A 22,870-nucleotide genomic window follows, 5' to 3' on the forward strand; every position below is an offset into this window, starting at 1 on the left:
GACAAGGGGAGGTAGTCATGCCAACTCCGAAGGCCGGAAGCCCCGTTGCGGGGCTACGAAAACGGTAATGGGGGGGGCGGGGGCCTCGGTGTGGGCCTGGGCCACACCACCACCGACGCCGATGGCGAGAGCGGCAATCGCGGTAGCGCCCGCGATGCGTATCGTCTTGCGGTTCACGTATTCCTCCCTTGTGTACATGCACAAGGGGGGGTATGGAGCATTAGGGCATGCGTTCGCGGAGCCGACGGCTTGGACACTTTAGGCCCCGCGCCGCTACCCGGCTCCATCCCCCCGTGCGAACTGATTGCATTCACCCGCCAGTTGGGTCTGGTCTGGACCGTTCCGGCGAGTGATCACGAACATATCCCGACTTATTGACCTTGCTCAAATTCGGCCACTGTGGGCAGCGTCACTGCATTCAACGGTGACCTTGAGGGACGAATTCTCCTCTTTCGATTTCCTGCGTGATTCGGGCCGTTCATGTCGCTCTGGCGAGTTTGAATCGGGTTCTCGCACAGGCACTGAAGCGCCTCGAAGCCCTTGGGGGCCATCGCTCGCATTGGCGGCGATGCCCGGGTGTACCGGCTCGTCTGCGGATCAACTCTGATCCGCAACCACGTGGGCTCAGTTGCGATCTCGGCTGGCTCGGCATCCGCAGCGATTCAGGGCCGTCCGGGGGCATCCAGCAAGCCGGTTGACCTCGACTTTCGGGGGTTCGGCGGACGGCTCCGGAACAAGATCGGACAACTTGTGATGCGTAGGTCGTCGGTTCGAATCCGACGGGGGGGGGGTCCCGTTCTTTCCTAGTGCCGTCCCGACAGGCGGTCCGCGATGCGGGCCAGGCGGGGGGACCCGGTCGTCGGGGTCGTCAGTTCTCGGCGGTCCGCGTTGCGGTACGTCGCGTACATGCCCTGGACGGCGATCCAGCGCAGTGGCTCCGGCTCCCACTTGCGGACCTTGTGGTTGACCCAGGGGAGGGTCGTGAGGTCCGTGTTGCCTGCCTGGCCCGAGTCCTGTTGGACCAGGTCGCGCAGGGTGCGGGCCGCGAGGTTGGCCGTGGCCACGCCCGAGCCGACGTAGCCGCCCGCCCAGCCCAGGCCCGTCGCGCGGTCCAGGGTGACCGTGGCGCACCAGTCGCGGGGGACGCCGAGCACGCCGGACCAGGCGTGGGCCACCCGCACTCCGGACAACTGCGGGAAGAAGCGGGTGAGGATCTCGTGCAGGGCCTCGATCGTGGCCGGTTGGGTGCGGCCGTCGTTGTCCGTGCGCGAGCCGTAGCGGTACGGGACTCCTCTGCCGCCCAGTGCGATGCGGCCGTCGGCGGTGCGCTGGGCGTACATGTACGCGTGCGCCATGTCGCCGAGCGTCTCGCGGCCCTCCCAGCCGATCGACTCCCATTGGGCGGGCGTGAGGGGTTCCGTCGCGATCATCGAGGAGTTCATGGGGAGCCAGGTGCGGCGTTGGCCCTTGAGGGACGCCGTGAAGCCCTCCGTGCAGCGCAGGATGTACGGGGCGCGGACCGTGCCGTATGGAGTGCTGGCGTGCTTGGGCTTGATCTCCGTCACCGGGGTTGATTCGTGGATCGTCACTCCCAGTGCCTCCACCGCCCTCGCCAGGCCTTTCACCAGCTTCACCGGGTGCAGGCGCGCGCCGTGCGGGGTCCAGGTGGAGCCGACTGCGCCCGCGACGCGGATCCGGTCGGCCGTCTCGCGGGCGCCGTGCAGCGTGCGGTCCTTTTCGCCGTACGCGAGTTCGGTGGCGTGGAACTCCTTCAGGCGCGCCAACTGGGCCGGGGTGTACGCCACTTCGAGTACGCCGCCGTGGTGGATGTCCGCGTCGATCTGCTCTTCGGCCGCGGCGCGGATCACCTCGTCGACCGTCTCGTTCATCGCCTCCTGGAGGCGGACCGCCGCCTCCCTGCCGTGCAGGCGGGCGTAGCGGTCGCGGCCCGCGATGCCGTTGTAGAGCCAGCCGCCGTTGCGGCCGGAGGCTCCGTAGCCGCAGAACTTCTGTTCCAGGACGGTGATGCGGAGGAAGGGGGCGGCCTTCTTCAGGTAGTACGCGGTCCACAGGCCCGTGTAGCCGCCGCCGACGATGCAGACATCGGCACTCTCGTCGCCCGGGAGGGGTTCACGGGGGGCCGGGGTGCCGTGGTCCGCGTACCAGAAGGAGATGCCGCCGTTGATCGTGCTGCTCATGCGCGGGACGTTACTGCGCTGTTGAGGGCTTTGGGGAGGGGGCAGGGGAGAGCGTTCCGATACCTTGATCCGGCACGTGGCGGAGCGTCATGTGCCGAGATCCTGGAGGACTGTTCAGATGGCCGTACGCAAGGCCGGGCGCATCGTCGCCGCGGTGGCCGCCACCGCACTCGTCGCCGGGGGCGCAGCCGCCTGCGGGCCCGAGGACATCACGGGCGGGGGCAGCGACAAGGGGTCGGCGTCGGCCTCGGAGCCCGCCGGTGGTCCCGAGGCGAAGGAGCCGCCGGCCGGCACCGACGCGCTCGCTAAGGCGCCCGCCACGGTGCAGGGCGGCGTGATCACGGTCGGCGACCCGAAGGCGGCGCACACCGTGCGGCTGTACGAGGACGCGCGCTGCCCGATCTGCAAGAAGTTCGAGGAGAGCGGCGCGCAGGCCCTGGTGAAGCCGGTGGCCGAGGGCAAGGTGAAGGTCGAGTACACGCTCGCCTCGTTCCTCGACAAGAACCTCGGCGGCAGCGGCTCGGTCAACGCGGCGAACGCGATGCGTGCCTCGGTCGAGGCGGGCAAGTTCCCGCAGTTCCACGCGGCGGTCTTCGCCAACCAGCCGGAGAGCGAGACCGAGGACGCCTACACGCCCGCCTTCCTGTTGAAGATCGCGGACAAGGTGGACGGTCTTCGGGGTGCCGAGTTCGACAAGGCGGTGCAGAAGGGGACGTACAAGAAGTGGGTCGGTGAGGCCATGCAGGCCTTCACCGACGACGGCATGCAGGGCACCCCGACCGTCGTGATCGACGGCAAGAAGGCGGAGAGCAACTCGCTGTTCGACCAGGACGCGTTCGCCGAGGAGCTCAAGGCGTCCGGGATTTGAGGCCGGTATTCAGGGCCGTGGACGTACGGCACTTTGGGGCAGCGGGTCGCAGCGACGTACACGGCGGTGGCCCGAAAAATCCCCATGCGGCGATTCACCCGCGCCGGTAGCGTCGCGGCCGTGATCGACATTCGTATTCCGGACGAGCTGATCGAGTCGCAGTACGAGTACGCGGGGGAGCCGGGCCGTGCCTTCATCGCGGCGCTGCCCGCGCGCGTGGCGGAGTTCGTCGAGCGGTGGGACCTGAGGGTCGACGGGCCATCGATGCACGGCATGGCCGCGCTCGTACTGCCCGTGGTGCGGCGGGACGGCACCCCCGCCGCGGTCAAGTTCCAGCTGCTCGACGAGGAGACCGAGGGGGAGCCGGTCGGGCTCCGGGTGTGGGACGGCGACGGGGCGGTGCGGCTGCTCGACCACGACGACCGCACGGGCACGATGCTGCTCGAACGCCTCGACTCCGGGCGGATGTTGTCGACGACGGAGGACACGCACAAGGCGGTGCTCGTCATCGCCGAACTGCTCGCCCGGCTCACCTCGGTGCCCGCGCCCCAGGGGATGCGGCGGCTCGGGGACATCGCGGGGGAGATGCTCGACGACCTGCCCGACGCCCTGAAGGCGATCCCCGATCCCGTCCAGCGCTCGATCGTGGAGCGGTGCGGGGGCGCGATGCGCGAGGTCATGGGGGAGCCCGGTGACCGGCTGCTGCACTGGGACCTGCACTTCGAGAACGTACTGGCCGCCGAGCGCGAGCCGTGGCTCGCCATCGACCCGAAGCCGCTGGCCGGGGATCCCGGGTTCGACCTCTGGCCCGCGCTCAACAACCGTTTCGACGTGGACGACGTGCTGTGGCGCTTCGACGCGATGAGCGAGGTGCTGGGCCTCGACAGGGAGCGGGCGCGCGCCTGGACCCTGGCCCGGGTGCTGCAGAACGCGCTGTGGGACATCGAGGACGAGCGGGAGCCCGACGAGGACGACCTGGAGGTCGCGCGGCGGCTGCTCGGGTCGTGAGACGCAGGTTGGTGCCGGTGGGCGCTCTGGTTAGCCTGCGGCCATGATTCGTAACGCCACGTCCGCCGACGTTCCCGTCATCCATGCCATGGTCCGTGAACTCGCCGATTACGAGAAGGCTCTCGACGAGGCCAGGGCCACCGAGGAGCAGCTGCGTGAAGCGCTCTTCGGGGAGCGGCCCGCCGCGTTCGCGCACATCGCGGAGGACGACGCGACGCGGGAGGTCGTCGGGTTCTCGCTGTGGTTCCTGAACTTCTCCACGTGGCGCGGAGTGCACGGGATCTACCTGGAGGACCTGTACGTACGGCCCGAGGCGCGCGGTGGCGGTCACGGCAAGGCTCTGCTCGCCGAGCTCGCGCGGATCTGTGTGGAGCGGGGTTATGAGCGGCTCGAGTGGTCCGTGCTCGACTGGAACGAGCCGTCGATCAACTTCTACAAGTCGCTCGGTGCGTTGCCGCAGGACGAATGGACCGTCTATCGGTTGACCGATGGGGCGTTGGCCGGGTTGGGGTCTGCTGCCAGTTAGTGGGGAGGCCGTGGGGAGGCCGTGGGTTGGGCGTCAGGGGCTGAGGGTCAGGGGATGAGGGTCAGGGGACGAGTACCACCTTGCCCGTCGTGCGGCGGTTCTCCAGGTCGGCGTGGGCCCTTGCCGCCTCCGACAGGGGGTAGCGCTGGATCGCCGGGGTGAAGTGGCCCTTCGACGCCTCGGCCAGTGCCGCGAGCTCCAGGGTGCGGATCGGGTTCTCGCCGCCCGCCTTCTGCATCATCGCCGGGCCCAGTACGCCGGTCTGGGTGATGCCGCGGGTCGCCAGCTGCTCGTCGGTGAAGGTGAGGGGTGCGCCGTCGTGGGGGCCCTTGCCCGACCAGCCGAAGACGAGGTGCCGGCCACCGGAGGCGAGGAGGTCCACGGCGGCCAGGCCCGGTTCGCCGCCCACGCCGTCGAAGACGACGGTGGCGCCGGGGACGCCGATCTTCGTCAGGTACGCGTGCGCCTCGTCCGGCCAGTCCGGGTTCGTGTAGTCGACGGCGAGGTCCGCGCCGTTCGCGCTGACCCGGGCCGTCTTCTCCGGGCCGCCCGCCAGGCCGATCACCGTGGCGCCCGCGTGCTTGGCGTACTGGACCAGGAGCGTGCCGATGCCGCCCGCGGCCGCCGGGACGACGGCCACGGAGTCGGGGGTCAGCTCGGCGAACTGCAGGATTCCCATCGTCGTACGGCCCGTGCCGATCAGGGCCACGGCCTGCGCGTCGTCCAGGCCTTCGGGGATCTCGTGCAGGCGGGAGGCTTCCGTGACGGCGAGCTCGGCGTAGCCCCCGGGGGCGAAGCCGATGTGGGCGACCACGCGCTTGCCGAGCCAGCCGCCGTCGACTCCGTCGCCGAGGGAGTCGACGGTGCCGGCCACTTCGCGGCCCGGGATCGTGGGCAGCTCGGGGAGTTCGGGGAGCGGGCCCTTGATGCCGGCGCGGATCGCGGTGTCCAGGAGGTGCACGCCGGCCGCGGTCACCGCGATGCGGACCTGGCCGGAGGCCGGGGCGGGGTCCGGGGTTGCCTCGTACGTGAGGTGTTCGGCGGGGCCGAAGGTGTGCAGGCGGATGGCGTGCATGGGGGCTCGCTCCTTGGGCTGTGGTCTTGGTCTTGGTCTTCTGTCGCGGTGTTGGTGCTGTCGACCCTGTTGCCTCAAGCGGACTTGAGGTCAAGCCTCGTGGAGGTCAGTGCGAGCGTCACCGCCTCCAGCGCGCTGTTGAAGGAGACCTCGGAGAGCAGGCCGGGCGCCGCGACCTGGTCGCCGGCCAGGTAGACGCCGTTGCCGCGGTCGATCGCGGGGCGGTCGCGCCAGGTGGTGCCGGGCAGGTCCACGGCGCCGGTGCGGCCGTTGGACACGGAGTCGCGGCGCCAGACCAGGCGGTCGCGCCAGCCGGGGAAGCCGAGGTCGAGCAGGTGGTCGGCGCGGGCCACGCCGTCCGCCTTGGACTCCTCGGGGGAGAGCGGGATCTGGCCCTGGACGAGTTCCTGTCCGGCGGGGGCGAGGGTGCGGTCCTGGGTGGTGAACCGCTCGATCCAGCCGGTCCCGTCCAGGTCGGAGATCGCGAAGGGGTCGCCCTTGCGGGACCTGAGGGCCAGGTCGACGAGGGTGGTGCGGGCGCTGTCCCACTGGAGGGAGTCGTCCTGGAGGAGGTGGCGGGCCGCGGGGAGGGATGTGGCGACGATGACGGGGCCTGCGGCGAGGGGGCCCGCGGTGACGGGGCCTGCGGCGGTGGCGGGGAGCGAGGCGATGCTGTCGACGCGGGACAGCGTCTCCACGCGTACGCCGAGGTTCCAGGCGAGTGTCGCCATGCGGTCGATGACGGAGCCCCAGCCGCCGCGCGGGTAGTGCGCTTCCGGGGGCAGCTTCGTGGCGCGGCGCAGGCGCTCCTGCACGAACCTGGCGGAGAGGGAGCCGGGGTCGTGGTGGAACGTCGCCACGGCGACGTAGTGCGCGGCGGCGCGTGCGCCTTCCTCGCCGACCTCGCCGCTGGCCCAGGACATGAAGTCCTTGTCCACCGGTGCCTGTTCGGGCTTGCGGCGCAGGAGCTTCAGCATCGCGAGGGGTGGGGTACGGCGGAGCCTGCCCTGGTGGTGGAGGCGGAGACGGGTGCCTTCGATGGGCGGGAGGGGGGCGAGGGGGCCGATGAGGTCGCGCTGCTTGAGCCAGGCCCAGTGGGGGCCGCCGTTGTAGAGGGCGTGGGGGCCTTCGTTCGTGCGGTACGCGCCTTCGGCGGTGCGGGCTCGGCCGCCGATGGTGTGGTGGGACTCGTGGAGGGTCACCCGGGCGCCGGCTTCCGCGGCGGTGATGGCGGCGGTGAGGCCGGCGAAGCCGCCGCCGATGATGGTGAGGGGGGTGGGGGTGGCGTTGTTGTTGCGGTTGTGCGGCATGGGGGTGGGCTCCTGTCGTGGCCGGGTGCTTTGCGGTTGTGCTCACTCGGTACGACGGGTGGGGGTGCCCTGGATGTGACATCGGGGTGCGGCGGCGTTGTCAGTGGGTGGGTGCACGATGGGCGTATGGGACAGAGGGATCGGGATCGGGATCGGCAGAGTGGCGCGGCAGTGGTGAAGAAGGCTCGGCGGCCGGAGGTGCGGTTGCCCGCGCTGCGGGCGTTCGGGAAGGGGGAGTTGGAGCCCGACGGGGACTATGACGGGGTCGAGTTCCGTGACCTTGACCTGGCGGGGCAGGACGGTGGGGGAGCGCTGTTCCTGGACTGCGCGGTGACGGGCTGCGGGGTGACGGAGACACGGCTCAGCAGGGCACGGTTCGTGGACTCCGTGCTGACGGAGCTGCGGGGGGTCGGCACGGAGCTGGCGGAGGCTTCGCTGCGGGACGTGGAGGTGGTGGACGCGCGGCTGGGGGGCGTTCAGCTGCACGGGAGTGTGCTGGAGCGGGTCGTCGTGCGGGGCGGCAAGATCGACTATCTGAACCTGCGGAAGGCGCGGTTGAAGGACGTCGTCTTCGAGGGGTGCGTGCTGGTGGAGCCGGACTTCGGGCAGGCGGTGCTTGAGCGGGTGGAGTTCGTGGGCTGCGTGCTGAAGGGGGCGGATTTCAGCGGGGTCCGGTTGAAGGACGTCGACCTGCGGGGTGCGGCGGAGGTGGACATTCTGCGGGGGATCGACAGCTTGGCTGGGGCGGTGATCAGCGCGTCACAGCTGATGGATCTGGCACCGGCGTTTGCTGCGGAGGTGGGGGTGCGGGTGGCCTAGCGTCCGGCTGGGCGGTGCGGGGCTGGTTCGGCTGTGGGGGCGGGGCCGTGCCGGTATGTCCGTCCTCGCTGTCGTCCGGTGGCCGTGTTGCTGCTTCGGCGGGCGGGTCCCGCGAGCGGTGCTCCGGGCGGACATACCAGCACGTCCCCTCGGGTGCGCTGCCGGCTGCGGACGCGTGGGGGCTGATCTCTCACGGGCTACGTCGCACCCTGCCGACGCCTGCTGACCCATCCGGCTGCACGCACACCCCACCCACCCCCGCTGTTGCACGCAAACGCCCCACCCATCCCTTGGCGCCGCGGGGCAATCGGGCGGGTCGGCGGGAAGGCTTGTTCGTGCAGGGGGTGGATGCATGAGGGGTGACGGGCGGGTGGGTGGGCGAGGCCCGGTCGGACGGAGGCGGAGGCCTCTACGCCCGGGGAAAGCGGGACTGGAGGGTCCAGATCGCTGGGTTGTCCGCCAGGGGCTCGTGGAGGTCGATGAGGTCCGCCAGGAGGTCCTGGAGGAAATCCCTTGCCTCGCGGCGCAGTTCGGAGTGGGAGAACGTCAGTGGGGGGTCCTCGTCCCGCATCCAGTCCGCCTCGATGTCCACCCATCCGAAGCGCCGCGTGAACAGCATGCGGTCCGTCGACTCCGTGAAGTCGAGCTCCGCGTACTGAGGGCGGGATGCCCTGCTCCCCCGCGGATCCTGGTCCACGAGCTCGACGATGTCGCACAGCGCCCACGCGAAGTCGAGGACGGGAACCCATCCCCAGGCCGTGGAAAGCTCCCGGTCCGCCTTCGTGTCCGCGAGATACACGTCCCCGCAGAACAGGTCGTGCCGCAGCGCGTGGACGTCCGCGCGGCGGTAGTCGTACTGCGGGGGGTCGGGAAAGCGGTGGGAGAGGGCGTAGCCGATGTCGAGCACGTAGGTGATGGTCCCATGGCCCCCGGGGCCTGGGCGTGGTCGGACCCGTTCAGGGGAGCAGGCGCTGTTCCTTCGCCACCGCCACCGCTCCCGCCCTCGTGTCCACCCCGAGCTTGTCGTAGATACGGCCCAGGTGCGTCTTCACCGTGGCCTCGCTGATGAACAGCGCGCGGGCGATCTCACGGTTGCCAAGACCGTGGGAGAGCTGCGCGAGGATGTCGAGCTCGCGCTCGGTCAGCGTCGGCTGCGGCTTGCGCATGCGGGCCATCACGCGGGACGCGACCGGCGGTGAGAGCGCGGTGCGGCCCTGTGCGGCGGCGTGGATCGCGGCGAAAAGCTCCTCGGGGCGTTCGGCCTTCAGGAGGTAGCCCGTCGCGCCCGCCTCGATGGCGCGGGTGATGTCGGCGTCCGTGTCGTATGTCGTCAGGACCAGGACGTGGGGTGTGGGGGTGGGTGGTGGTGACGTGATGTGGCGTGTTGCCTCTACGCCGTCCATTCCCTCGCCCAGCTGCAGGTCCATCAGGACCACGTCCGGGGCCAGCTTCGCGGCGAGCGCGATCGCTTCCTCGCCGGTGCCCGCCTCGCCGACCACCTCGATGTCCGGCGCGCTGCCCAGCAGGGCGAGCAGTCCGGCGCGTACGACGATGTGGTCGTCGCAGACCAGCAGGCGGACCGGGACCGAGGGCTCTGACATCAGGTGGTCCTTTGGGGGGAGAGGGGGATCGAGACCGAGAGCACCGTGCCTTCGCCCGGTGACGACTCGATCGTCAGTGTGCCGCCCAGTTGCCGTGCGCGGGCGCGGATCGCGGGCAGTCCGTGGCCGCGACGGTCGGAGGCGGGCGGCTGTTCGGTGGGTGTGAAGCCGCGGCCGTCGTCCGCGACGTCGAGTACGACCTGGTCGTCCAGGTGTGTGAGCGTCAGCGCCGCCGTCGTGGCGTCGGCGTGCTCCGTCACGTTGGCCAGGGCGCCCTGCGCGATGCGCAGGAGCGCGGACTGCGTCTGGTCGGGGAGCGGGGTCGGCGTGCCTTCGGAGTGGAAGCGGACCGTCAGGCCCGCGTCCCGAGCGGTCCGCTCGGCCAGCGTCCGAAGCGCCGCGTCCAGGCCTCCGCCGTCGGCCAGGTCGGCGGGCGCCAGGTCGTGCACGAAGCGGCGGGCCTCGGTGAGGCCGCGTTCGGTGATCGACTCGGCCGTACGGACATGGGTGCGGGCCTTGGCCGGGTCCGTGTCCCAGACGCGGTCGGCTGCCTGGAGCAGCATCTGCTGGCTGGACAGGCCCTGGGCCAGGGTGTCGTGGATCTCCATCGCGATGCGCTGGCGCTCGGCGAGGGTGCCTTCGCGTCGCCCGGTGGCGGCCAGTTCGCGGCGGGTGCGGATGAGGTCGTCGATGAGCTCGCGCTGGCGGGCCGCCTGACGCTGCATGTAGGCGAAGACGGCCGTCGCGATCGCCGACACGGCGGGCGGCCCGAGGATCAGGTCGGGGTCGTAGCGGCCCGCGAGCCGCAGCTGCGACGCGATGACGCAGGTGGTCAGGACGGCCACCAGGGCCAGGGCCGCGGCCGGCGGCAGCGTACGGAGCCCGGTGAAGAAGAGCGGCACCGCGCACCACCCGAAGCTCGGCGCGAGGATGACGAGGACCAGCCAGACCGCGACGACCAGGGCCAGCCAGGTGAGCCGTCGGGGGGTCGGGCGGGCGCCGGGCACCGGGCCGGACGTGTAGGGCGCGGGGAGCTGTCCCCGCAGGGCGGCGGTGAGGGGCGGCAGGGCGTACAGGACGGCCAGGACCACCGAGAGCGCGATGATCCACGGGACGCGCGCGCCGTCAGGGTGGCGCAGCAGGAAGCGGGCCAGCGAGGTGGCGAGCAGCAGGTAGAACGCCGCGTGCATGACGGCCGCGAGCCAGCGGGCGTCCGGGTCCGGCCCCCGGCGGTCGAGGCCGGCCGGCTGCGTGCGCTGTCGCAGTCTCAGCTGTCCCATGGGGGTCACTTGGCCTCTCCCTCTCGTATGGACGTCACGTACGAACGCCTCGTACGAACGCCTCGTATGGACGCCTCGTATGGACGCCTCGTACGGACGCCCCCTGCTGCCGCCCGGTGTCGCTGAACTGGGCAAACACCCTCATTGTGACCCGGTGGGGCCACGGCGGGGTCAACCGATCGGTTGACCCTGGTGTCGGCCGAGTCGCGCGCCGGTCCCAGCCGGTACGTCGAGGGGTGGGCCCCGGATGCGGCCGGAGGATTGATCGCAGAGGAAACAACCTCCCCCGATCACCTGATCACCCGATCCCCGCCTTCACCCCGAGGAGCCCCCGATGAAGAAGATCTCGCGCCGCACCCGTGTCCTGACCGTCGCCGCGACCGCCGCCGTCCTCGGCGCCGGCACCTTCGGCGCCGTCTCCGCCAGCGCCGAGGCCCCGGCCGCCGCCGCCAAGGCCGCCGTGACGGCCGACGCGGGCAGCAAGAACCTCACGCAGTCGACGCACCTCAACATCGACGCCGCCACCAAGGCCGCGAAGGCCGCCCTGGACGCCGCCGAGAAGGAGAACCAGCGCGTCACGGTCGCCGTCGTCGACCGCAACGGCGACACGATCGTCACCCTGCGCGGCGACGGTGCGGGCCCGCAGTCGTACGAGTCCGCCGAGAAGAAGGCGTACACCGCCGTCTCCTGGAACGCGCCCACCTCCGAGCTGACCAAGCGCCTGGAGCAGGCCCCGAACCTGAAGGACATCCCCGGCACCCTGTTCCTCGCGGGCGGTGTGCCGGTGACCGCCAAGGACGCGCCCATCGCGGGCGTCGGTGTCGCGGGCGCCCCGAGCGGCGACCTGGACGAGAAGTTCGCGAAGGCGGGCGTCGCGGCGCTCGGCCGCTGAGCCGCTGAATCGCTGAAGCCGCGTAAGCAACGCAGCTGCCGAAGCCGCCGGATCTCATCATGCTGAGGCTGTTCCCGGTCCGTACGACGACGAGGAGAACGATCATGACAAGGCCCGCTGACGACCAGCGGCTGCTCGACGCCGCACGGGCCGGGAACGCCGCCGAGGTGAGAGCCGCCCTCGACGCGGGCGCCCGCGTCGAGGCCCGCGACAGCGAGCTGCGCACGCCGCTGCTGCTCGCCGCCATCGGCGACCACGTCGAGGCGGCCCGGGTCCTGGTGGCCGCGGGCGCCGACGTGGACGCGCAGGACCACCGCGCCGACAGCCCCTGGCTGGTCACCGGCGTGACGGGCAGCGTCGCCATGCTGCACGTCCTGCTCCCGGCAGGACCCGACCTGAAGCTCCGCAACCGCTTCGGCGGCATCTCGGTGATCCCGGCATCGGAGCGCGGTCATGTCGCGTACGTACGGGAGGTCCTGTGCGTCACGGACATCGACGTCGACCATGTCAACGGCCTTGGCTGGACCGCCCTGTTGGAGGCCGTGATCCTTGGTGACGGCGGCCGTCCGCACCAGGAGATCGTGGAGCTGCTGCTCGCCGCGGGTGCGACGCCCGGTCTCGCCGACCGGGACGGCGTCACGCCCCTCGCACACGCGGAACGCCGCGGATTCGCGGAGATCGCCGCGCTGTTGAGGGGTGCCGCCTCGTGAAGGCTCCCAAGGCGGCGGTCATCGCCCTCCTGGCCGTCGCCGCCCTCGCGGGCTGCGCCACCGGCAGCGACGACCCGGCCGCCTCCGCCGCCGAGCCCGCGACCCCCACGGCCACGCTGCCCACGGAACAGCGCACCCCGGACGGCACCCTCCTGGTGGCCGACTTCGGCTCCGACACCGTCACGTTCGTCGACCCCGAGCGTGGCCCCATCGACTCCGTGAAGGTCGGCACCGCGCCCTACGGGCTCACCGTGGGAGAGGACGGCCGCGCCTGGGTCGCCACCGCGGACGCGGTGGCTGTCGTCGACACCGGCACCCGCGAGCGCGTCGACCGCATCCCGTACGAGACGGACAGCGGCCCCGCGACGACCGGCGAGTACCGCGGCGGCGGCATGGGCATCGCCGTCGCCCCGGACGGCGAGCACGTCTACGTGGGCGTCAACGTGCCCGACGGAAAGGGGATGTTGGAGGTCATCGACACCGACGACCGCGAGGTCACCGACACCGTCCCGGTGGGCAGGCGGCCCTTCGACGTGGACGTGTCGAAGGACGGCCGCGAGGTCTACGCGACCAACCACGACTCCTTCGACGTGACGGCCGTACGCGCCGACTCCCTGAAGCCGCGCCGCATGGAAGTCGCCCCCTACGGCACCGAAGGCGGCCTGGGCTCCTGGCTCAAGCCGCACTACGCCGCCGTACGGCCATCGGACGGCAGGCTCCTGCTGCCCTTCGAGGGCGAGAAGCTCGTCGTGCTCGACCCGCGCACCGGTGAGTACGACATCGAGAAGATGACGGCCAACACCCACCAGCACGGCGCGCAGATCACCGACGACGGCACGCTGTTCGCGGTCGGCACGGGCCCCATCGACCCCTCGGCGGACGAGGGACCCTCGCTGACCATGCGTACGAAGGGCGGCAAGGAGAAGGTCTTCCCGCTCGAAGGCCCGCACGAGGACGTCGCCGTCTCCGAGGACGGCGCCACCGCCTACGTCACCGGCGGTTTCACCCGCGACGGGTTCTGGAACGGGGTCACCGTCATCGATCTGGCAAGCGGGGACACGCGCCGACTCCCGGCAGGGGAGCGGCCGTTGGGCGTCGCCGTGCTCTAGGGCCCGGCGGGGAGTGCCCTCGTGGAGCGGCGCCGATGCTGGTGCAGGTCCTCCCGCCCGCAGTGCCCGCTTCCGGCGGTTCCTCGACGGCCTCTCCAGCCGGGGCGAGCCGGTCGCCCCGGCTGTTCACCGAGCACTGCCGGCCCGCCGCCCTGCCGGGGCGGACCTCCCGGTGAAGCCCGCGATGAAGCCCCGGTGAAGCCCGTGACGGCCCACCGAACATATGCCGCATAAGATCACAGGTGTGTACCCACGATCCACGGCGCTGCGCGGCACTTCGGCCGCCGTCCTCACCGCCCTCGCCCTCACCGCCTGCAGCGGCTCCGGAGTGCATGGCACGCCCGGGGCCGACGGCGTGCGTGACCCGTACTTCCCGAAGCTGGGCAACGGCGGTTACGACGTCGCGCACTACGACCTGACCCTCGGGTACGACCCCGACGCGCGCCGCCTCACGGGCACCGCCGAGGTCACGGCGCGCGCCACCCAGGACCTCAGCGCCTTCAACCTCGACCTCAAGGGTCTGGAGGTGAAGGACGTGACCGTCGAGGGGAAGGACGCCTCCTTCCACCGCGACGGGCAGGAGCTGACGATCCGGCCCGCGGACGACCTCGACGAGGGCGAGACGTTCCGCACGATCGTCCGCTACTCCGGCAACCCGGAGACCATCACCGACCCGGACGAATCCGAGGAGGGCTGGCTGCGCACGGAGGAGGGTTCTCTGGCGCTCGGCGAGCCGACGGGCTCGATGGCCTGGTTCCCCTCCAACAACCACCCTTCGGACAAGGCCTCGTACGACATACGCGTCACCGTCCCCCAGGGCCTGAAGGCCATCTCCAACGGCGAGTTGACCCGCGAGTCGACCAAGAACGGCCGCACCACCTTCGCCTGGCACAGCGCGGAGCCGATGGCGAGCTATCTGGCGACGGTGGCGGTCGGGCCGTACGAGGTGAAGAAGTCGACGACGAAGTCCGGCATCCCGGTGCTGACGGCGGTGGAACCCTCCGAGGCCAAGGACAGCGCCAAGGAGCTGGCCCGCATCCCCGAGATCATGGAGTGGCAGGAGCTGAACTTCGGCCCCTACCCCTTCTCGTCGACCGGCGCGATCGTCGCCCAGGAAGGGGACGCGGGGTACGCCCTGGAGACGCAGACCCGCCCCACCTTCCCCGGTGCCCCCGAGACCGGGCTCATCGTCCACGAGCTGGCCCACCAGTGGTTCGGGAACTCGGTGACGCCCAAGTCCTGGCGGGACATGTGGCTGAACGAAGGCTTCGCGACGTACGCCGAGTGGCTGTGGCAGGAGGACAACGACGGCGACAGCGTGCAGGAGATCTTCGAGCAGATCTACGCGGGCGACTACTACGAGGACAAGGAGGACAACGACGCGATCTGGGCCTTCCCGCCCGCGAAGCCGCCGTCCGCCGCGAACATCTCGGACAGCCCGGTGTACGAGCGGGGCGGCATGGTCATCCACAAGATCCGCCAGGCGGTCGGCGACGACACCTTCTACGACATCGTGCAGGGCTGGACGAAGACCCACCGCCACGGCAACGCGAACACCGAGGACTTCACGCGGTACGTCGAGAAACACGCGGGCAGCGAGAAGGCGCGCAAGAAGGTCCGCGCGATCTGGGGCCCATGGCTGTACGGCGACGGCAAGCCTGAACACCCGTAAGACGGCCCTCACGCCACCGCCTTGCGCAACACGATGCAGGGCCGACCCGCCCCGCGATCGCGCCGCCGGTCGATGACCTCGTACCCGAGCGCACCCCAGAAGGCGAGCCCGGCTTCGTTCCCTTCGAGCACGGCAAGCCGCACCCCGGTCCGCCCGCCGCGCCGGAACCGCTCCTCGACGCGCCCCGCGAACTCCCGCCCGTACCCACGCCGTTGCTGCCCGGCATCCACCATCAGCAGCCCGATCCACGGATCCGGGTCGGTGGGGTCGGGATGCCGGTCCAGCGTGACGCAGATCCCGACGACCCGCCCCTCGGACCGCGCGAGCAGCACCCGCGCCGCCGGCTCGGCAAGCTCATCCGCGAGCGCGGCGGCGACCTGCTCGGGGCGGATGTCGTCGGGGTCGGGGAAGTCCCCGGAGAGGGCGTGGAACGCGCGGTTCGACGCGTACAGGGCGGTGAGTTCGGTGAGCAGTTCTCCGGGGAGCGCGCCGTCCTCCGCGGGGGTGAGCGGTTCGAGGATCATGCGGCGGAGGTTAGCCGTCGGCCCTGTTCAGGCGTGCGGCTTCAGGGACTTGAACGCGCGTGTCTGGGCCACGATCGCTCGTTCCGTGGGGAGGCGTTCGATCGATGATGCGCCGAAGAAGCCGGCGATTCCCGTGGTGTGGGACAGGACGTGTGCCGCGTCCTCCGGTTCCGCGATGGGGCCGCCGTGGCACAGGACCAGGATGTCGGGGTTCACGCGCTTGGCCGCGTCGTGCATTTCCTGGACCGCGCTCGCCGCCTGGTCCAGGGTCAGCGCCGTGCCCGCGCCGATCGCGCCCTTCGTCGTCAGGCCCATGTGGGGGACCAGGACGTCCGCGCCCGCTCGGGCCATGTCCGCCGCCTGATCGGGGTCGAAGACGTACGGGGTCGTCAGGAGGTCGCGGGCGTGGGCCTCGCGGATCATGTCCACCTCCAGGCCGTAACCCATGCCGGTCTCTTCGAGGTGGGTGCGGAACGTGCCGTCGTACAGACCGACCGTCGGGAAGTTCTGTACGCCGGTGAAGCCCATCCCCTTCAGCTCGTCCAGGAAGCGGCCCATGTCCCGGAACGGGTCGGTGCCGCACACCCCGGCGAGTACCGGGGTGTCCTTCACCACCGGGAGCACCTCCCTGGCCATGTCCACCACGATCGCGTTCGCGTCGCCGTACGGGAGCAGGCCCGCCAGGGAGCCGCGGCCCGCCATGCGGTAGCGGCCCGAGTTGTAGATGATCAGGAGGTCCACGCCGCCCTCCTCCGCGCACTTGGCGGACAGGCCCGTGCCGGCCCCCGCTCCGATCACCGGATTCCCCTTCACCACCTGGGAGTTGAGGCGTGCCAGGGCTTCCTTGCGGGTGATGTGTGTCATGAGCTTCTCCTCGGGGTGAAGTCGTGCGTCACGGCGTCTGCTTCAGCGCGCGTGCGCCGATCAGCTCGTCCAGGCGGTCCGCCATCGCCACCGCGAACTCCGCGTCGTTGATGTGCGCGTCCACCTCGTGGAGCCGAACGCCGCTGCCCCGCACCGTCGTCCGCAGCGCGCCGAGACCGGCCTCGTCCGCCGCGGTGTCCTCGAACGGGCCGCCCTCGGTGTCCACCGCCGAGACCCCGCGCAGCGGCCAGAAGAACTCGACGGGGCCGCGCGCCGCGGCGAGCTTGTGGCCGAGGGTGGTGCCGAGCGCGGCCATCTCCTCGGCCGTCGTGCGCATCAGCGTGACCGTGGGGTTGTGCACGAGGAGCGTGCGGTCCGCGAACTGCGGCGGGACCGTCGAAGCGGGGCCGAAGTTGACCATGTCGAGGGCGCCGGGAGCTACCACCTGGGGGATGCCCGCGCGGCCTGCCGCGGTGAGGCGGTCGGGGCCCGCGGAGAGGACGCCGCCGACCAACTCGTCGGCGAGTTCGGTGGTCGTCAGGTCCAGTACGCCGTCCAGGAGGCCGTCGGACGCCAGCTTCTCCACCGCCCGGCCGCCCGCGCCCGTCGCGTGGAAGACCAGGACCTCGTACCCGAGCGCGTCCAGGCGGGCGCGGGCCGCGTCGATCGCGGGCGTCGTCACGCCGAACATCGTCGCCGCGACGACCTTGCGCCCGCGGCCCGCCAGTTCGTCGTGGTTGCGCTCGAATCGGCGCGCCATGCCCGCCGCTGCCGCCGCCGCGTTGCCCAGAACCTGCCGGGAGACCGCGTTGATGCCGGAGATGTCCACGACGCTGTACATCAGGGTGATGTCGCTGCTGCCCACGTACGGCGACACGTCCCCGCCCGCCATCGTGCTGACGAGCACCTTCGGTACCCCGATCGGCAGCGCGCGCATCGCCTGCGCGGCGATCGACGAGCCGCCGCTGCCCCCAGCGGCGAGCACCGCGTGCAACTTGCCCCGCCGGTGCAGGTCGAGCACCACCTCGGTCACGCCGTCCGCCATCGCCGCCACGGCCGCGCCCCGCTCGCCCGCGCCGCGCAGCTTCGACAGGTCGTGTCCCGCCGCGCGGGCCACGGCGTCGGCGGGCACGTCGGGGGCGGGGGTCTGCGGGGGTGGAGGCAGTATGCCGGTGTCGATGAGCAGGGTGTCGCTGCCGTACTCCCTGAGCCGCTCGCGCAGCCAGGCGTACTCCGCGCCCTTGGTGTCGAGCGTCCCGACCAGCACCACGGTCGCCATGGCCCTCACACTCCTTCAAGTGGTGGGTGGTGCCGCCGATCCTGCTGCCCACGCCCCGTGGAGGCAACGACCGGTGCGCCACGGCGACGACGAGGGCCCCCGGCAGAGATTCCGCCGGGGGCCCTCGTGAGCTGGGCTCTGAGCCTCAGATGAACTCGCCCATGAACCTCAGACGTTGACGCCGAAGTCCTGCGCGATGCCGACGAGGCCGGACGCGTAGCCCTGGCCCACCGCGCGGAACTTCCACTCCGCGCCGCTGCGGTACAGCTCGCCGAAGACCATGGCGGTCTCGGTGGCGGCGTCCTCGCTCAGGTCATAGCGGGCGATCTCCGTGCCACCGGCCTGGTTGAGGATGCGGATGAAGGCGTTCCGCACCTGGCCGAAGTTCTGCGAGCGGTTCTCCGCGTCGTAGATCGAGACCGGGAAGACGATCTTGTCCACGTCGGCCGGGAGACCGGCCAGGTTCACGTTGATCTGCTCGTCGTCGCCCTCGCCCTCACCCGTGACGTTGTCACCGGTGTGCACGATGGTCTGGTCCGGCGTCGCCTTGTTGTTGAAGAAGACGAAGTGGCCGTCCGAGTAGACCTTGCCCTGCGGGTTCACCGCGATGGCCGAGGCGTCCAGGTCGAAGTCGGTGCCAGTGGTGGTACGGACGTCCCAGCCGAGGCCCACGGTGACGGCGGTCAGGCCCGGAGCCTCCTTGGTGAGCGAGACGTTGCCACCCTTGGACAGGCTTACTGCCATTGTTGGGAGTCCCTTCCCTCGTTGCGTACGAACGGGCTTCGTACTGGGGACGAAGCTACCGTCACCCCTATGAACGTCGACCAGGGTCCCAGAGGTTCCTGGTCCTTTTACTTTCTTTACTCGTCTCTGGCGCCCCACCCGTCACAAGCGGGACGCGCCGTAAATACGGGTGACGTGGACCGGACAGACGCGGGACGATAGGACCCATGTCCGGTCCCTATGTCATCCGCGGCTCCGTCTCCCTGCCCGAGGCCGAGCTCATGTGGCGCTTCTCCAGGTCGTCCGGGCCGGGCGGTCAGCACGTCAACACCAGCGATTCGCAGGTGGAGCTGAGATTCGACCTGGCCAACACGGAAGCGCTGCCTCCGGTGTGGAAGGAGCGCGCCCTGGAGCGGCTCGCGAGCCGGCTCGTCGGCGGTGTCGTCAGCGTGCGCGCCTCCGAGCACCGTTCGCAGTGGCGCAACCGCGAGATGGCGGCCACCCGCCTCGCCGCACTGCTCGCCGAGGCCACCGCGCCGCCGCCGCGGCCCCGCCGCGCCACGAAGATCCCCCGGGGGATCAACGAGCGGCGGCTCCGCGAGAAGAAGCAGCGCAGCCAGACCAAGCGCGGCCGCTCGGGGGAGGGCTGGGGCTGAGCAGCAAACAGTCCCGGCAGCAAAGACCGTTCAACCCGAAACCATCAACCCAGCTGCCGGTACTTCCCCTTGAAATACATCAGCGGGCCACCGTCCGCGCTCGGCAGATCAGCCGAAAGTACTCGCCCGATGACAAGGGTGTGGTCACCCGCTGTCACCGTCTGTTCGGTCCTGCACTCCAGCGTCGCCAGCGCCCCGCCGATCAACGGCGCCCCGGACGTCTCTCCCCGTACGTAGGGGATGTCCTCGAAGAGCAGCCGGTCGCTGATCCTGCCCTTCATCGCGAACCGGCCCGCGATGTGGCGCTGGCTCTCGGAGAGCACCGAGACGCCCCACAGCGGCTGCTCGGCGAGAAGGTCGTCCATCCGGGACCCCTCACGCAGGCTGACCAGCACGAGCGGCGGGTCGAGGGACACGGAGAGGAAGGCCGTCGCGGTCATGCCGACGTCCTCGCCGACCGGCGCCTGCGGGTCGTCCGCGTCGAGTGAGGGCTCGCGGGCGGTCACCAGGACCACACCCGCGGCGAGCCGGGACATGGCGGCGCGGAACTCTTCGTTGCTCACCCCCACAGGATGCCCGTCAAGGGGCGGGACTCGGGGGGAGGGAGGGGCGGGGGGAGTCGCGGGAGCGCTCTCCAGGGATGTCTTCAGTACGGGAACCACGGGAGTGACGCTAGCCCCGCCACCCCGGTCGCCACATCGGGCCGAGGGCCGAGACCGGGCCTAGGACCGATGGCCGATGGGGTCCGCGATGCCCGTCATGAGGCATGCGCAGGACAAGTGGACTGGACCAACGAAGGCTTCCCATCTGTGACTTGAGTCACAGGACCCATATTTTGTTGACCCTGTGTACCGGGTGAGCTGCTCGCTGTGATTCAGTGACGGTGGCAATCAGACACTGAGAGAACTCAGGTACTGCTCAGTACTGAAGAACACTAAGGGCGCTGCGAATCCTGGAGTTGCTGTCGAGGTCTCGGGGAGAGCGAGCAATGGAGACCGAGTCGGAGCCGTACGTCCGTCTTGCGACCCTGCGGCAGCTGCATCAGGTGGTGGCGGATCTCAACACGGCCCGGAGCCTGGCGGACACGCTGCAGACCGTCGCCGACGGCGTGGTGAACGGCCTTGGCTATGAGCTGGCGTGCGTCAATCTCGTGCGCCCTGACGGCGACCTCGTGGTCGCCGCCTTCGCGGGCAACACCGCCGCCGAGGCCCTCATCACCGGCCGGGTCGGCTCCCGCGACGCCTGGGAGAAGCGGCTCTCCATGGGCGAGGCCTGGGGCGCCCTGCGCTTCATCTCGTACACCGAGGGCTGGGTCCTGGACGAGGACGACGTCCCGCAGTGGTACACGGACGGCCCCGAGCCCCGCTTCGAGGACGAGTGGCACCCGGCGGACCGTCTCTTCGCCCCGATGTACGCGACGGGCGCGGCCGGCGGCGAACTGCTCGGCGTGATCTCCGTGGACCGCCCCCGCAACGGCCGCAGGCCCGGCGCCTGGGGCCGCGAGGCCCTCCAGATGTACGCCTTCCAGGCCGCCATCGCGATCAGCAACGCCCGGCTCCGCGCCAACATGCAGCGCGCCCTGGTCCGCCTGGAGCGCGAGCAGCAGGCGCTGCGGGCCAGCGAGGAGTCCTTCCGCCAGGCCTTCGAGTACGCCCCGTCCGGCATGGCCATCGCCGAGATGGGCGGCGACCAGCACGGCCGCATCCTGCGCACGAACGACGCGCTGTGCCGCCTGCTCGGCCGCCCCGCGTCCGCGATGCGCCGCTATTCGTTCTCCGACCTGGTCCACCCCGAGGACATCGGCACGCTCCTGCGGACCTCCGCCGAGGGCGGCCGGGCCGAGCTGCGCCTGGCGCGGCGCGACGGGACGTACGTCTGGGTGTCCCTGCGCAACTCCGTCGTCGCGGACGCCGCCGACGGCCCGCGCTTCCTGCTCACGCACGTCGAGGACATAGAGGAGCGCAAGCGCCGCGAGCTGCAGCTCGCGCACCGCGCCTCGCACGACTCCCTGACCGGCCTGCCCAACTCCGCCGAGCTCCGCTCCCGCCTCAGCTCCCGCCTCTGCCGCAGGCCGCACGCGGGCCAGCCGAGCGCGGTGGACTCGTTGGACGCGGCGTACGACGGCGTGTACGACGCGGACGGGCAGCACAGCTTCGACTACGGCTCGAACAACGCGCACGCCCTTCAGCAGGGCGCCGAGGGCTTCGACCACCACGTGCACACCGTCGCGCCGCCCGAGGGCCACGGGGACACGGACGACGGCACGAAGGGCCTGGCCGTGCTCTTCTGCGACCTCGACGGCTTCAAGTCCATCAACGACCGCTTCGGGCACCACACGGGTGACGCGGTTCTCATCGAGGTGGCCAGGCGGCTCACCAGCGGCGTACGCGACGGGGACACGGTCGCGCGGCTCGGGGGTGACGAATTCGTCGTCCTCGCCGACGGGCTCGGCCGTGCCGACGCGCAGGACCTCGCGGTGCGGCTGCGGAACGCGATCATCCCGCCGATCCGGGTGGACGGGCGTGCGGTCCGCGTGGGGGCCAGTTTCGGCATCGGGTGGGCGCACTGCGGGATGTCGGCAGACGAGGTGTTGCACTCCGCTGACCAGCGGATGTACGTGGAGAAACGGTCCCGTGCCAAGCAGCACAGGCGGGCGGGCTGAGCGTCCGGATGAGGTCAACGCCACCCCGTGACCTCACTCGGAGCGGGTAGGCTCCCCCGGTCAGCGATATGAGGGAGTGACCTGGGAATGACGCCCGGCAATAACGGCGAACACACGCCGAACGCGCCAGAGGGCGACGACGATCCGTTCGGCTATCTGTACGAAGACGGACAGGCGGCCGGCGCCACCCCGCCCAGCGGCGGGGGCGGCTACGGGTACCCGGGTCCCCGGTCCTCGTACAACCAGGTGCGCGCGGTTGGTGACCGCCGCCCCAATACGTACGGAACGCAGGCCGCGCCCACGTACGGCCAGCAGGTACCGCCGCAGCAGCAGGCCTACGGCCAGCCGAACGCGCACTACGCCGCCCCGGAGGCACAGTCCGGCGGGGGCCCCACGGCACCGCAGTACACCCCGGCGTCCCGTGGCTCCGGCAGCCGCGGCGGCGGCCCCAACACCAAGGGTCTGCTGATCGCCGCGATCGCGGTCGTCGCGGTCGTCGCCATCGGGATCGGCGCCGCGATGATGTTCGGCGGCGACGACGACAAGGGCAAGAACAACGACGCGGGTGGTCAGGCGACGCAGGGCGAGACGGTCAAGCCCAGCGAGAAGCCGTCCAAGGACCCGGAGAAGCCGGTCGACCTCCCGAAGACGGACGCGAAGGCACTGAAGCTCGAGGGCGGCACGACGACGGCCTCGGACTACGAGGGCGCCGAGTCCGAGGGCGGTGTCTACGTATCCGGGTTCGACAAGGTCGGGGCCCAGGTGACGTGGACCGTGAACGGCATCCCCAAGGCCGGCTCGTACAGCCTCCACGTGAAGTACGGCGTCCCCGGCAAGGACTCCAACGCCACGATCCTCGTCAACGGCAAGAAGCAGACCCGCCCCCTGAACATGAAGAACTTCGCCCACGCTAAGGAGGGCGACTGGGAGAAGGGCTGGACCAACACCTGGGCGGTGGTCCAGCTCACCAAGGGCACCAACTCGGTCACGCTCACCTGCGCCCAGAGCGACCTGTGCGGGACGACCGGGGCGAACATCGACCAGATGCGGCTCGTGGAGGGCAGCAACGGCTGACCCCTCCCCACCCACTCTCC

General features: G+C 70.8%; 22 protein-coding genes. 11 read left to right on the forward strand and 11 right to left on the reverse strand.

The genetic code is table 11. From position 1 onward, the window contains the following. Positions 1–803 precede the first annotated feature (803 nt). A complete protein-coding gene (locus AC5P1C_RS31420; protein WP_493869343.1) occupies positions 804–2,198 on the reverse strand; it encodes an NAD(P)/FAD-dependent oxidoreductase in 1,395 nt (464 codons plus the stop codon). A gap of 118 nt (positions 2,199–2,316) precedes the next feature. Here AC5P1C_RS31420 and AC5P1C_RS31425 point away from each other — a divergent pair, with 118 nt between their 5' ends. The 3 genes from AC5P1C_RS31425 (at position 2,317) to AC5P1C_RS31435 (ending at position 4,600) form a co-directional block, all read left to right on the forward strand. Then, positions 2,317–3,066, forward strand: a complete 750-nt coding sequence (locus AC5P1C_RS31425; RefSeq protein ID WP_493869344.1) for a DsbA family protein — start codon at positions 2,317–2,319, stop codon at positions 3,064–3,066. A gap of 84 nt (positions 3,067–3,150) precedes the next feature. Further along, positions 3,151–4,074: an aminoglycoside phosphotransferase family protein gene (locus AC5P1C_RS31430; protein ID WP_493869345.1), complete on the forward strand. Its 924-nt coding sequence runs from the start codon at positions 3,151–3,153 to the stop codon at positions 4,072–4,074. A gap of 43 nt (positions 4,075–4,117) precedes the next feature. Continuing rightward, the gene (locus tag AC5P1C_RS31435) at positions 4,118–4,600 is read left to right on the forward strand and encodes a GNAT family N-acetyltransferase (RefSeq protein ID WP_493869346.1); all 483 of its coding nucleotides are present in this window, start codon (positions 4,118–4,120) and stop codon (positions 4,598–4,600) included. Between the two features lie 61 nt (positions 4,601–4,661). Here the strand turns inward: AC5P1C_RS31435 and AC5P1C_RS31440 are convergent, their stop codons facing one another. Next, on the reverse strand, positions 4,662–5,675 hold the full coding sequence (locus tag AC5P1C_RS31440; RefSeq protein ID WP_493869347.1) for a zinc-binding dehydrogenase: 1,014 nt from the start codon (positions 5,673–5,675) through the stop codon (positions 4,662–4,664). Positions 5,676–5,749: 74 nt separating this feature from the next. Next, on the reverse strand, positions 5,750–6,985 hold the full coding sequence (locus tag AC5P1C_RS31445; RefSeq protein ID WP_493869348.1) for an FAD-dependent oxidoreductase: 1,236 nt from the start codon (positions 6,983–6,985) through the stop codon (positions 5,750–5,752). A 126-nt stretch (positions 6,986–7,111) separates the two neighbouring features. On the opposite strand from AC5P1C_RS31445, the gene AC5P1C_RS31450 reads away from it, so the two are divergent. Then, positions 7,112–7,804: a pentapeptide repeat-containing protein gene (locus AC5P1C_RS31450; RefSeq protein WP_493869349.1), complete on the forward strand. Its 693-nt coding sequence runs from the start codon at positions 7,112–7,114 to the stop codon at positions 7,802–7,804. Positions 7,805–8,213: 409 nt separating this feature from the next. On the opposite strand, the gene AC5P1C_RS31455 is transcribed toward AC5P1C_RS31450, so the two are convergent. Genes AC5P1C_RS31455 through AC5P1C_RS31465 form a run of 3 tightly spaced genes read right to left on the reverse strand, consistent with a single transcriptional unit; the run spans position 8,214 to position 10,685 of the window. After that, entirely contained in the window at positions 8,214–8,711 is a 498-nt protein-coding gene (locus AC5P1C_RS31455) for a hypothetical protein (protein ID WP_493869350.1), read from the reverse strand. 49 nt (positions 8,712–8,760) lie between these two features. Further along, positions 8,761–9,405: a response regulator gene (locus AC5P1C_RS31460; RefSeq protein ID WP_493869351.1), complete on the reverse strand. Its 645-nt coding sequence runs from the start codon at positions 9,403–9,405 to the stop codon at positions 8,761–8,763. Continuing rightward, positions 9,405–10,685, reverse strand: coding sequence for a sensor histidine kinase (locus AC5P1C_RS31465; protein ID WP_493869352.1), 1,281 nt, complete (start codon positions 10,683–10,685; stop codon positions 9,405–9,407). The genes AC5P1C_RS31460 and AC5P1C_RS31465 overlap by 1 nt, the downstream gene beginning before the upstream one ends. A gap of 334 nt (positions 10,686–11,019) precedes the next feature. On the opposite strand from AC5P1C_RS31465, the gene AC5P1C_RS31470 reads away from it, so the two are divergent. From AC5P1C_RS31470 to AC5P1C_RS31485, 4 genes are all read left to right on the forward strand, one after another. Continuing rightward, a complete protein-coding gene (locus tag AC5P1C_RS31470; protein WP_493869353.1) occupies positions 11,020–11,577 on the forward strand; it encodes a GlcG/HbpS family heme-binding protein in 558 nt (185 codons plus the stop codon). A gap of 104 nt (positions 11,578–11,681) precedes the next feature. After that, positions 11,682–12,287 (forward strand): ankyrin repeat domain-containing protein, encoded by a 606-nt coding sequence (locus AC5P1C_RS31475; protein WP_493869354.1) that lies wholly within the window; start codon positions 11,682–11,684, stop codon positions 12,285–12,287. Next, positions 12,284–13,396, forward strand: a complete 1,113-nt coding sequence (locus AC5P1C_RS31480) for a YncE family protein (RefSeq protein WP_493869355.1) — start codon at positions 12,284–12,286, stop codon at positions 13,394–13,396. The genes AC5P1C_RS31475 and AC5P1C_RS31480 overlap by 4 nt, the downstream gene beginning before the upstream one ends. 223 nt (positions 13,397–13,619) lie before the next feature. Then, a complete protein-coding gene (locus AC5P1C_RS31485) occupies positions 13,620–15,068 on the forward strand; it encodes a M1 family metallopeptidase (RefSeq protein ID WP_493869356.1) in 1,449 nt (482 codons plus the stop codon). 8 nt (positions 15,069–15,076) lie between these two features. Here the strand turns inward: AC5P1C_RS31485 and AC5P1C_RS31490 are convergent, their stop codons facing one another. The 4 genes from AC5P1C_RS31490 to AC5P1C_RS31505 form a co-directional block, all read right to left on the reverse strand. Next, positions 15,077–15,592 (reverse strand): GNAT family N-acetyltransferase, encoded by a 516-nt coding sequence (locus AC5P1C_RS31490; RefSeq protein WP_493869357.1) that lies wholly within the window; start codon positions 15,590–15,592, stop codon positions 15,077–15,079. A 27-nt stretch (positions 15,593–15,619) separates the two neighbouring features. Further along, a complete protein-coding gene (locus AC5P1C_RS31495) occupies positions 15,620–16,456 on the reverse strand; it encodes a phosphoenolpyruvate hydrolase family protein (protein ID WP_493869358.1) in 837 nt (278 codons plus the stop codon). Between the two features lie 28 nt (positions 16,457–16,484). Further along, on the reverse strand, positions 16,485–17,735 hold the full coding sequence (locus AC5P1C_RS31500) for a Tm-1-like ATP-binding domain-containing protein (protein WP_493869359.1): 1,251 nt from the start codon (positions 17,733–17,735) through the stop codon (positions 16,485–16,487). Positions 17,736–17,903: 168 nt separating this feature from the next. After that, positions 17,904–18,479 (reverse strand): TerD family protein, encoded by a 576-nt coding sequence (locus tag AC5P1C_RS31505; RefSeq protein WP_160505777.1) that lies wholly within the window; start codon positions 18,477–18,479, stop codon positions 17,904–17,906. A 197-nt stretch (positions 18,480–18,676) separates the two neighbouring features. Between AC5P1C_RS31505 and arfB the strand changes: the two genes are divergently transcribed. After that, positions 18,677–19,114 carry an alternative ribosome rescue aminoacyl-tRNA hydrolase ArfB gene (arfB, locus tag AC5P1C_RS31510; RefSeq protein ID WP_493869430.1) on the forward strand — a complete coding sequence of 146 codons (438 nt, stop codon included), beginning with the start codon at positions 18,677–18,679 and terminating at the stop codon, positions 19,112–19,114. Between the two features lie 44 nt (positions 19,115–19,158). Here the strand turns inward: arfB and AC5P1C_RS31515 are convergent, their stop codons facing one another. Then, positions 19,159–19,650 (reverse strand): flavin reductase family protein, encoded by a 492-nt coding sequence (locus AC5P1C_RS31515; RefSeq protein WP_493869431.1) that lies wholly within the window; start codon positions 19,648–19,650, stop codon positions 19,159–19,161. A 452-nt stretch (positions 19,651–20,102) separates the two neighbouring features. On the opposite strand from AC5P1C_RS31515, the gene cdgB reads away from it, so the two are divergent. Together cdgB and AC5P1C_RS31525 are read left to right on the forward strand one after the other, a co-directional pair. After that, positions 20,103–21,776 carry a diguanylate cyclase CdgB gene (gene cdgB / locus AC5P1C_RS31520; RefSeq protein ID WP_493869360.1) on the forward strand — a complete coding sequence of 558 codons (1,674 nt, stop codon included), beginning with the start codon at positions 20,103–20,105 and terminating at the stop codon, positions 21,774–21,776. Positions 21,777–21,863: 87 nt separating this feature from the next. After that, positions 21,864–22,850: a carbohydrate-binding protein gene (locus AC5P1C_RS31525; protein WP_493869361.1), complete on the forward strand. Its 987-nt coding sequence runs from the start codon at positions 21,864–21,866 to the stop codon at positions 22,848–22,850. The last annotated feature ends 20 nt before the right edge of the window (positions 22,851–22,870 follow it).

It is taken from the genome of Streptomyces sp. A18, from assembly GCF_059026065.1.